Source organism: Idiomarina ramblicola (genome assembly GCF_003987255.1).
Classification (GTDB): domain Bacteria; phylum Pseudomonadota; class Gammaproteobacteria; order Enterobacterales; family Alteromonadaceae; genus Idiomarina; species Idiomarina ramblicola.
Genome location: NZ_PIQC01000007.1, coordinates 124638 through 135842, shown reverse-complemented (window position 1 = coordinate 135842; position 11205 = coordinate 124638). Strand labels below are relative to the sequence as shown.

General features: G+C 47.1%; 10 protein-coding genes and 1 tRNA gene. 9 read left to right on the top strand and 2 right to left on the bottom strand.

Annotated features, from left to right (window positions below; translation table 11 throughout):
- Positions 1-136 precede the first annotated feature (136 nt).
- From CWI78_RS10330 to bfr (CWI78_RS10290), 9 genes are all read left to right on the top strand, one after another.
- Positions 137-1162: a Fe(3+) ABC transporter substrate-binding protein gene (locus CWI78_RS10330; RefSeq protein ID WP_126782722.1), complete on the top strand. Its 1026-nt coding sequence runs from the start codon at positions 137-139 to the stop codon at positions 1160-1162.
- A 21-nt stretch (positions 1163-1183) separates the two neighbouring features.
- Complete coding sequence (locus CWI78_RS10325; protein WP_126782721.1) at positions 1184-2812, top strand: ABC transporter permease; 1629 nt, start codon at positions 1184-1186, stop codon at positions 2810-2812.
- Complete coding sequence (locus tag CWI78_RS10320; RefSeq protein WP_126782720.1) at positions 2813-3871, top strand: ABC transporter ATP-binding protein; 1059 nt, start codon at positions 2813-2815, stop codon at positions 3869-3871.
- Between the two features lie 73 nt (positions 3872-3944).
- On the top strand, positions 3945-4886 hold the full coding sequence (locus CWI78_RS10315; RefSeq protein WP_126782719.1) for a zinc transporter ZntB: 942 nt from the start codon (positions 3945-3947) through the stop codon (positions 4884-4886).
- 101 nt (positions 4887-4987) lie between these two features.
- The gene (locus CWI78_RS10310) at positions 4988-6859 is read left to right on the top strand and encodes an acetate--CoA ligase (protein WP_126782718.1); all 1872 of its coding nucleotides are present in this window, start codon (positions 4988-4990) and stop codon (positions 6857-6859) included.
- Positions 6860-6895: 36 nt separating this feature from the next.
- On the top strand, positions 6896-7873 hold the full coding sequence (locus tag CWI78_RS10305) for a calcium/sodium antiporter (protein WP_126782717.1): 978 nt from the start codon (positions 6896-6898) through the stop codon (positions 7871-7873).
- 62 nt (positions 7874-7935) lie between these two features.
- On the top strand, positions 7936-8160 hold the full coding sequence (locus tag CWI78_RS10300; RefSeq protein WP_126782716.1) for a (2Fe-2S)-binding protein: 225 nt from the start codon (positions 7936-7938) through the stop codon (positions 8158-8160).
- A 33-nt stretch (positions 8161-8193) separates the two neighbouring features.
- Positions 8194-8670 carry a bacterioferritin gene (gene bfr, locus CWI78_RS10295; protein ID WP_126782715.1) on the top strand — a complete coding sequence of 159 codons (477 nt, stop codon included), beginning with the start codon at positions 8194-8196 and terminating at the stop codon, positions 8668-8670.
- The gene (gene bfr / locus CWI78_RS10290; RefSeq protein ID WP_126782714.1) at positions 8670-9137 is read left to right on the top strand and encodes a bacterioferritin; all 468 of its coding nucleotides are present in this window, start codon (positions 8670-8672) and stop codon (positions 9135-9137) included. Before bfr (CWI78_RS10295) ends, bfr (CWI78_RS10290) begins: the two co-directional genes overlap by 1 nt.
- A 248-nt stretch (positions 9138-9385) precedes the next feature.
- Here the strand turns inward: bfr (CWI78_RS10290) and CWI78_RS10285 are convergent.
- Positions 9386-9473, bottom strand: a tRNA-Ser gene (locus CWI78_RS10285).
- A 46-nt stretch (positions 9474-9519) separates the two neighbouring features.
- Positions 9520-11151 carry a methyl-accepting chemotaxis protein gene (locus CWI78_RS10280; RefSeq protein WP_126782713.1) on the bottom strand — a complete coding sequence of 544 codons (1632 nt, stop codon included), beginning with the start codon at positions 11149-11151 and terminating at the stop codon, positions 9520-9522.
- Between the last annotated feature and the right edge of the window lie 54 nt (positions 11152-11205).

The following is an 11205-nucleotide window of genomic DNA, read 5'->3' as shown; positions in this document are numbered from 1 at the left end:
AAGCTAATACCTTGACTACCCTCAAATAACGAATTTAGATGACTATTTTTTAAATGAGAATGGCTATCATTATTTGTTTTGTTTGATATAATCATCGCGTTTCGACCACGTAGAGTTCGTTAAGGAGTCATTTGAAATGCGTAAGTTTAATTCATTACTCGCAATACTTGCCGCGACTTCTGCGACACTGGTGTCTTTCACTAGCGCCGCCGCTGAAGTTAATATTTACTCAGCGCGAAAAGAAGCCCTGATTAAACCGGTTTTAGAAAAATTTACCGAACAAACCGGTATTGAAGTTAATTTATTAACAGGTAAAGCCGATGCCTTGCTTGCTCGTTTGAATTCAGAAGGCGAAAATACACCGGCCGATTTATTTTTAACGGTCGATGCAGGAGCTCTTCACCGTGCTGTTGAAGCAAACGCCTTCCAGCCCGTCATTTCCGATACGATTAATTCGGCCGTTCCTGCTCATTTCCGCTCAGCGGATAATCTCTGGTTCGGACTCAGTTTGCGTGCCCGTCCCATTTTCTACTCGCCTGAACGGGTTAATCCAGACGAATTGCAGTCTTACTTAAGTCTGGCGGATGAAAAATGGAATGACCGCATTTGTATTCGTTCTTCTAATAACCTCTATAACCAATCGTTAGTTGCCGCCCTGATTGAACATCACGGTGTAGATAAGACAGAGAAATGGGCAGAAAACTTTGTTGAAAATTTTGCGCGTAAACCAGTTGGTGGTGACCGCGATCAAATTAAAGGCGTAGCCTTCGGAGTTTGCGACATCGCTGTTGCCAATACCTACTACTTTGGTCACATGCTGAACTCAGAAGACGCAGAAGAGCGTGCAGCGGCGGAAAAGGTTAAGATTTTCTGGCCAGCTCAGGATAAACAGGGCGCTCATGTTAATGTTTCTGGTATCGGTGTTACCAAACACGCCAAAAACGTCGACGAAGCTAAAAAACTCATTCAGTTCCTGGTCTCTGAAGAGTCACAGAAATGGTACGCTCAAGCCAATTATGAATACCCAGTTCGGGAAAGTGTTGAGTGGAGTGAAACGCTACAGCAATGGGGCGACTTTAAGCAGGATGATATCGCCATGGATATTCTAGGTGAAAATAACGGTGATGCCGTTCGTCTGATGAACCGCGCCGGCTGGCGTTAATTTGTATCAGGAGATGCGTAAATGAACCGTGGCACGCTATTGCTGTTTGCCGTCGCGGTGTTGATTGGGCTACCACTTATTGTGGTAGCTTTATCGTTATTGAATCCTCAGTGGGACATCCTGTACCATCTGTGGCAAACCGTGATCCCCGAATACATCGGTCATTCGTTGATCTTATTATTCGCTGTCGGTTTCGGTGTCACTCTATTAGGGGTCAGCACAGCTTGGTGTATTAGCCAATACGACTTTCCAGGGTGGCGCTGGCTAAGCTGGGCATTATTACTTCCATTGGCAATGCCTGCCTATATCACAGCTTATACTTATACTGGCCTGCTTGATTACGCAGGACCGGTGCAAGGGCTCGTCAGGGATATATTTTCTGTAAACATTGGTGAGTATTGGTTTCCTCAGATTAGAAGCCTCAGTGGCGCTATCTTTGTTCTTTGCATTGTTCTTTACCCCTATGTTTACCTCATTACCCGCGCCGCTTTCATGCAGCAATCAACCACCGCTTTTGAAAGTGCAAAAACCCTTGGAGCCGGCTCACTAAGAAGTTTCTGGAAAGTCGCCTTACCGTTAGCACGGCCAGCTATCGCGACTGGAGTCACCCTCGCGTTAATGGAAACTCTGGCCGATTACGGCACCATGGAATATTTTGGCGTTACCGTGTTTACCACAGGAATATTCAGGACCTGGTATGGTATTGGTGACGCTCAGGGCGCTTTACAACTGTCCGCCCTGTTATTGATGTTTGTCATCATACTGATTATGGTTGAACGTTACTCCCGACGCAGGGCTCGGTTCTATCAACAGCGTTCTGCCACCCGACCACCACAGCGACGCCCCCTTAGCGGATGGCGAGCTGCTGTAGCGTCACTGATCTGTTGGTTGCCGGTTGTGCTTGGTTTTGCCATACCCGCAGCACAGTTGCTGTGGTGGTCTATTCAAAAGTCAGACATCTGGCAACAAAGTGCTTTTTGGATCTTAACCTTTAACACACTCTGGCTAGGACTGTTAGCGGCGTTAATCACCGTGGCTCTGGCATTATGGCTTGCCTACGGTCGACGCCGCCACCCTACCCGGCCCTTACGTGCAGCTATCAGTCTGGCAGGTATGGGTTATGCTATTCCGGGTATTGTTATTGCTGTCGGATTACTGTCGCCGCTCGCCTGGATTGATAATCAACTTATCACTATCAGCGAATGGTTGTTTGACTTTAATCCCGGCTTATTATTTTCCGGTACCGTTATGGCACTTTTATTTGCTTACAGCGTCCGCTTTCTCTCGGTTTCACTGCAAACAGTGAACTCGGGGCTCGAACAAATCACGCCGCAAATGGACGACAGCGCACGCACTTTAGGTGCCAGCGGTAAGCGTATTTTATGGCGGATACATTTACCTTTATTGCGCAGTCCATTGCTGGCCGCACTTATTTTAGTCCTGGTTGATGTCATGAAAGAATTGCCTGCTACTTTGGTTTTAAGACCGTTCGACTTCAATACGCTGGCCGTACGCGCATTTGAAATGGCCTCTGACGAGAGACTCGCCGATGCCGGGCCCCCGGCACTGATGATTGTCGTTGTGGGCTTAATTCCGGTCATTATGTTATCCCGGGCTTTACGCAGTAACTCGCTTAAAACAGGAGAGTAAATGAGCACACTACTGAATATCGACGCAGTCAGCATCCAGCTTTCTGGTGATCTCATTGTCGATAGGCTGGGCTTATCATTAGAGCCTGGCGATATTGGCTGCCTACTCGGCCCCAGTGGTTGCGGTAAAACAACTCTCTTACGCGCTATAGCAGGCTTCATACCGGTTTCACAAGGCAACATACAGTTACACGGCAAGACCGTTTCTTCCGAGAGAACACAATGGCCCACCGAACAACGACAAGTCGGCATGATGTTTCAAGACTTCTCGCTATTTCCCCACTTAACCGTTGGCGACAATATCCGCTTTGGTATTAACCGGTTGCCTAAAAAGCAGCAAGAAGAACGCATCAGTGAATTGCTGGTTCGTATCGGCCTTAATGGATACCAAAATCGTTACCCTCACGAGTTATCAGGCGGACAGCAACAACGCGTGGCACTAGCCAGAGCTCTGGCACCTAAACCCAAACTGATGCTGCTGGATGAACCTTTCTCCAGCCTTGATGCAGAACTGCGAGAAGTTTTAGCTCACGACGTCAGAAGATTGCTTAAAGAGGAAGGTATTACGGCTTTACTCGTTACCCACGATCAGCAAGAAGCGTTCGCTATGGCAGATAAAGCCGGGGTCATGTACTCAGGTCAGTTACTGCAATGGGAAACCCCTTATGCGCTCTACCATCAACCGACTCATCAACTGGTTGCCGACTTCATTGGCCGCGGAATTTTGCTCAATGGTGAAATAAAAGACCAAAAATTGCATTGCGCATTTGGCATTATTGAACATCAGCAACTGCACGGCAAACCCGATATGAGCGTTAACTTTTTAGTTCGTCCCGACGATATACTGATTAATAATGACAGCTCTATGAAAGCGAGTGTTGTCGGTTGCGGCTTCCGCGGCTCCCATTATCTTTATACCCTGGAATTAACGGATACCAGCCATGTGTTAGCCGTTGGTCCGTCTCACCAACCCCTGAAAACCGGTGAGCAAATTGGTATCGATATCGATTTTGATCATTTAGTCGTCTTTGATTCATCGTTGTGTGAACTTCCTGACTGAGTGATGCGTAAAACAATGACAAGTTAAACGCCTCGCTATAGACTTTGGATAATAGTCTTAAAGTGAGAGTTCTATGGATTTTTTAATTGATGCCTGGGATTTCAATCAACATCCCGCAACACAACTTCAGACACCGTCCGGAGCCGAACAGAACACTTGGTTTCACTTCCAGCGCGACGTTGAAGGCCTGACTGATTGGTTAACTCAGGCCGGAATCCCCGAACCTCTTATTGATGCAGTGCTCGAAGAAGATACCCGCCCCAGGTTCCAACGCTTGCCTGATGGTTTTATGTTGTTACTACGAGGCGTTAACTTAAATACGGGTGAGTCACCAGAAGACATGCTCAGTTTGCGTCTACTGTATTATAAAGGGGCATTATACAGCTTCCGTAAACGTCCGTTCTTATCCATAGCAAAACTAAGAGAACAACTCCAGCAACAGATAGGGCCTGAGTCATTACACGATTTTATCGTCGCGCTAATTGAGCAAATCAACTTACGAATTGAAGATGTCGTTTCATCGGCAGAGGAGCAACTTGAAGCCATTGAGGGGGAAGGCTTTGATAACACCGCATCGGTTCAGATAAAGCTGACAGCCCTGCATCGTCGCCTATTGCGTCTGAACCGTTTTATTCGCCCTCAATTGGCGGCTTTAGAAAAGCTCAGCACCGAAGCTGAAAAAATCATGACACCCGAATTGCACCAATGGCTAATCAACGAACGCGACACAACCCAACGGCTGTTCGAACAAATTGATTTAATGCTTGAACAGGTCTGGATGCAGCGCGAGCAGCTACAGCAGGCCATCGCCGAAAAAATGAACCGAAATACCTACTGGCTTTCGGTTATTGCCGGTGTATTTTTACCACTAAGCTTTTTAACCGGTGTTTTTGGCATTAATATTGGCGGCATGCCGGGCGTGGAAAATACCGACGCCTTCATGATTTTCTGTGGTTCATTGGTGATTATTGCCATTGTTGAGTTCTTACTGCTACGACGCCTGAGATTTTGGTAACGCCCATTTGAGTTCAGCAAATTTAGACCTAAGTCGAATAGGAAATTTAAGCCAACAGAATATGCTAAAAGGCTCTGCATAAAAGGATTTGAGGTAGTGCTATGCAACCCTACAAAAAAGTCTACTCAGAAGCTCAACAAGATCCAGAAGGTTTTTGGCTTGAGCAGGCGCGTCGTTTAGATTGGTTCAAACACCCTAAGGTCGCAGCGCATGTCAGGAAAAATGGCATGGCAGACTGGTTCCCGGACGGCGAAGTTAATGTCAGTTACTTAGCACTCGATGCTCAGATTAACGCCGGCCGTGGAGAGCAAGTCGCTCTTTACTACGACTCTCCGGTTACCCAAAGTAAAGCAAGCTACACCTTTAACGAATTACACCACCAGGTTGCATGCTTCGCCGATGTGCTGAAACAGCAAGGCGTTGAGCAAGGTGACAGGGTCATTATCTACCTTCCCATGATCCCACAGGCAGCTATTGCTATGCTGGCTTGTGCTCGAATTGGCGCGATTCACTCGGTTGTCTTTGGTGGCTTTGCAGCACATGAGCTGGCCGTTCGCATTGACGATGCGGCACCTAAGCTCATCGTAACGGCCTCCTGCGGTATTGAGGGCGATAAAGTTTTACCTTATAAACCGATTGTCGATAAGGCGCTGGCAGAAGCACAGCACCAACCCCGCACTATAGTATTCCAGCGTGAACAATGTCAGGCGGAAATACGCGAAGGTCGGGATACCGACTGGGAACAAGCATTAAGTCAAGCCAAGCCAATAGAAGCGCTTCCCCTGCCGGCAACTCACCCCCTTTATATTCTTTATACTTCAGGTACCACCGGTAAACCAAAAGGCGTCGTACGCGATCATGGGGGGTACGCTGTCGCCTTAAACTTTTCGATGAACTACGTTTACGGGTTAACTCCGGGAGAGGTTTTTTTCACCGCATCAGATGTTGGCTGGGTAGTTGGCCATTCGTATATTGTTTACGGTCCTCTTATTTTTGGTTGCAGCAGTATTCTCTATGAAGGAAAGCCCGTCAATACGCCAGATGCCGGAGCCTTCTGGCGCATTGTCCAGGATTATAAAGTTAATGCCATTTTCTCCGCACCCACTGCGTTCCGTGCGATAAAAAAAGAAGATCCTGAAGGCGAACATCTCAACCGCTACGATATGAGTTCACTGCAACGCATTTATATGGCCGGCGAACGTTTAGACCCAGCCACGTACGAGTGGACCACCGAGCTCACCGACTTGCCGGTTTACGATCACTGGTGGCAAACAGAAAGTGGCTGGCCGATGTGTGCAAACCCTGTGGGAGTTAGCGCGGTTAAAGTGAAGCCCGGTTCCTCAACTTTCCCAGTTCCGGGTTATGAGATCAGCGTGCTGGACCCACTGGGCAAAAGTCTAAACAGTAAAGAAGAAGGAGCAATTTGTGTGCGCTTACCTTTACCCCCAGGCTGTTTAACCACCATTTGGGGTGATGAGGAGCGACTGCATGGTAGTTACTTAAATGCTTTCCCTGGTTATTATTGCAGTGGCGATGGCGGTCATATTGATGATGACGGTTATGTCTTTATTATGGGTCGTACAGACGATGTTATTAATGTTGCTGGTCACCGCTTATCCACTGGCGAAATGGAAGAAATTCTGGCCAATCATAAAGACGTTGCAGAATGCGCGGTGGTTGCTCAGCCCGATGAACTTAAAGGAGAACTGCCAGTAGGTTTCGTTATTCTTAAAAACGCCTCCACTATTGAGCATGAACAGTTACAACAAGAACTGATTCAGTCGATTCGCTCCGAAATTGGCGCAATCGCCTGCCTGAAGACCTTACATATTGTTCCAAGGCTGCCTAAAACTCGCTCGGGGAAAATATTGAGACGTCTTATTCGGCAAGTTCTGCAAGGTGATGACGTCGCCGTTCCATCCACCATTGACGACCCAACAAGTATTGATGCTATTAAGGAAACTCTGCGTTAAACTAGCGCCCTTTCTTTTTAACAGGAACAGGGTGTTATGACATTATCGATTGTTGCGGTTGTGCTCGGGTTAGCAGTTTTAGTCTGGAGTGCTGACCGCTTTGTTGAAGGGGCCGCAGCAGTAGCACGACACTTGGGTATGGCACCCTTGGTTATCGGTATGGTCATTATTGGCTTTGGCACGTCAGCACCGGAGATGGTGGTGTCTGCCTTAGCCTCTATGCAAGGTAACCCCGCGCTGGCTTTGGGTAATGCCTACGGCTCAAACATCACTAACATTGCTCTGGTTCTGGGCATAACCGCCTTGCTTGCGCCTATCGCGGTAAAATCTGTGGTCATTCGCCGTGAAATGCCAGTTTTAATAGGCATTACCCTGTTAAGCGCCGTTTTCCTTCTCGATTATCAAATAACGCGATTTGAAGCCGTACTTTTATTGGCTGTATTCCTTGGCTATATGGGCTGGTCCATATGGATAGGGTCAAAAAGCAGCGATGACAGCTTAGCAGCGGAGTACACAGAAGAAATCGACTCCCACCCTTTGCCCATGAAGCCCGCTATCATTTGGCTTATTGTGGGACTCGTACTCCTTATTGTAAGTTCGCGCGCTTTAGTCTGGGGGGCGGTAAACATTGCCGTATCACTGGGGGTCAGTGATCTGGTGATTGGCTTAACTGTGGTTGCTATTGGTACCTCTCTACCGGAACTGGCATCGGCAATTGCAGCCACCCGTAAGAACGAACATGATTTGGCGCTCGGCAACGTTATTGGTTCCAATATGTTCAATACCCTAGCGGTAGTTGGTATCGCGGGTGCAATTGAGCCAGTCTCGCTGGAGCCTCTGGTCTTAAGTCGTGACTGGGTCGCCATGGCAGTGCTGACTCTTTTATTAATGGCCTTTGGTATTCGCAAAGCACGCCAGGGACGAATCAACCGCATACATGGTGTTATCTTTATTTGCTTATACCTGATTTACACCTTGTACTTACTGAAAACAGGCTTTATCGCACCACAATAAAACACTATTGCAAATCGTTCGCATTTAACATAGACTATCATCATTAACCGAGGTGATAGTTTATGTATGTGTGTCTTTGTAAAGGTGTCAACGATAAAGTCATCCATCAGGCCGTAGTTTCTGGTGAGGTGAACTCTATGCGAGACTTGCGCCAACAGTACGGTGTGGCATCACAGTGCGGCTGTTGTAAAAGCTGTGCCAAAGACGTTTTGCATGAAGCACTCGAACAACGTTCCAATCAGGCCGGTAAAGGGACTCAACTTCCAGTTTCCGTATGCTACACTTAATTCATACCTAATGAATTAAGGAGTAATACGGTTATGAAAGGTGATGCTAAGGTCATCCAGCAACTGAATAAAATATTAACGCTGAAACTTACCGCCATAAATCAGTACTTTCTTCATGCCCGCATGTATCGCAACTGGGGCTTCGAAAGTCTGAACAAGCCCGTCTACACAGCTTCAATCAATGAAATGAAACACGCCGATGTTCTTATCGAGCGTATTCTCTTTTTAGAAGGTATTCCCAACTTACAGGAACTCGGTAAATTATACGTTGGTGAAGACCCCCGTGAAATGCTGGAACTGGATCATAAAGTTCAGTTTAATGATGTTACGGCAATACGCGAAGCCATTAAGGAATGTGAGCAGCATCAGGACTACGTCAGCCGCAACGCGTTACGCGATATTCTCGACTCTCAGGAAGAGCACCTTGACTGGCTTGAAACCCAGATTGACCTAATATCACGCCTGGGTAATGAAGTTTACTTGCAGACAAAGATTCAAGGAGCTGAGTAATGCAAAGAGATAACAACGTTGTTGAGCAGCTCAACCGTCTACTGGCTTTTGAGTTGACTTCAATTGATCAGTACACATCACATTCTCGTCAATACGAAGATATGGGCTTAATGAAGCTTTATGAGCGTATTAATCATGAAATTGACGATGAACGGGGTCATGCAGACTTACTCATTCGTAGAATTCTATTTCTTGAAGGTAAGCCGAAAATGGATAACCGCGAGGCTCATACCATTGGTTCGGATGTCAGGGAAATGCTGGAGAATGATCTGCAACTGGAGCACAACAATGCAAAAACGTTGCGGGAAGTTATCCAATATTGCGAAGAAGTTGATGATTACGTCACTCGTGAAATGCTGGTTGGTATTTTAAGAGATACCGAAGAAGACCATGCTTACTGGTTACAAATTCAACTAAACTTGATGGATCGCCTGGGTGAGGATCTTTACCTACAAAGTATGATGTAAGACGATAGACTCTCATCAAGTCCTCACTTTCTGCAGACACAAAAAAACCGCCTCAAGGGCGGTTTCTTTTGTATCTGGCGGGGAGAGAGGGATTAACTCGGGCCCTCCATGGCCCTCGCCCTTCGGGCTGCGCTGAAGCGCTGTTCAAAACGGCTTTCCTGCCGTTTTGTCGAACCGGTAGGGTTATCATCAAGTCCTCACTTTCTGCAGACACAAAAAAACCGCCTCAAGGGCGGTTTTTTTATATCTGGCGGAGAGAGAGGGATTCGAACCCTCGATACGTTGCCGTATACACACTTTCCAGGCGTGCGCCTTCAGCCACTCGGCCACCTCTCCAGAACGGCCGCTATGGTAGGGGTTTTGGCCGTTCTAATCAAGGGGTTTAAGCAATTTTAAAGCGCTTCATACCATTATTTAATCGTTTTGCTAACTCATTCAGCTCACGGCTGGCTTCGCTAATTTGCTCTGAGCCTGCTGCTGTTTGCTCCGCGGCTTCTGTAATTGAGGTAAAGTTCTGATTAATTTCCTCAGCAACCGCTGTTTGCTCTTCTGCTGCAGTAGCAATTTGTGCATTCATGTCACTCATTTTTGCCACAGAATTATTGACCGCGTGCAAGGACTCACCAGCTGAACGTGCTTGCGTCACGCTTTCCGCCGCTTTCTCCCGGCCTTTTTCCATGACTGAAACCGCATCTGTCGCACTGCCGCGCATCGTTTCTATTAAGCTTTGAATACTGCGGGTAGAGTCCTGCGTCCGGTTTGCCAGAGCTCGCACTTCATCGGCAACCACAGAGAAGCCTCGGCCATGTTCGCCCGCTCGTGCCGCTTCTATCGCGGCATTCAGTGCTAATAGGTTGGTCTGATCAGCAATGCCTTCGATAACCTCCAGCACCTTGTGTATTTCTGCCGTGTTGTCAGACAGTTCACCAATGACTTTAGCAGCACCTTCAACCTGGCTGGCTAACTCTTCAATTGAACGAACCGTCGCTTCTACCTCACGGCTGCCAGCTAACGTTTCTTTATCGGTATCATCGGCCAGCTGCGCCGCTTGCTCAGTGTGCTGAGCAACCTCACGAACCGTTTGCGACATTTGATGAATCGCGGTTGCGCCCTGAGTCGTTTGCTCCTGCTGCTGAACCACCAGCTTTTGGTTACTCCCCGCTGTTTCGGCAAGTTCATTCGATGACTTCAAAATAGTATCCGCTGACCCATTAACATCTCCCAGAATGTCTCTTAACTGGTTAACCATGCGGTTAACATCCGCCATCATGCTGTCTTCGTAACGTGTTCGGGTGGACACCGTTAAATCACCATCGGCAATACGTTGCAATACTTCTGCAGCTTCTTCTGGTTCGCCGCCGATAGTATGTGTCAGTTTCACGACAATCTGCCAGGCGACTAACCCGCCACTAATAATGGCAAACGCCGTCACCCACCACATCAAAGTCGCAAAGTTTTCACTACGACTCATTACGTCTTCCGTACCAACAGAAATACTTTGTTCCTGATAGTCGATAAAGGTATTAATGCGATTTAGCCATTCAGCGTAAAGTGGCGATACTTCACTCAGAACGTATTCTTGAGCCTGCTGGCGTTGATTGGACGTTAATAAACGCTCTGTTTCCTTAGCCGCCGCCAGACCTTGAGTCTGAATATTGTTAATTTCACTCAATAACTCGCGCTCTTTACTGTTGACCAATTTATTATCAGACATTATATCCGCCATACCGCTGGCAGCTTTGCTGTAATCCGATTTCAAGTCAGCAATTAAGTCACGTAATGGCGCGCGTTGGTCGGCATTTTCAACCAGGACTAAATCACGAAGAGCTATTGCGCGGTCATGCACACTGCCCCGAAAGTTAATAGCAAACCGCTGTTTTTCACTACCCACCTCATTAACTCTTACCAGCGTTTTATCAATTTCGCTGACCTGATATGTACCGACGATGGTGGTTATAACAAGTAATAGGAGAATAAAGACAAACCCCGCATACAAACGATTTGCTATCGTCATTTTGTGCTCCAAAAGTGATTTAAATATCTTTCTAAGTAATTGAATGGTTATACA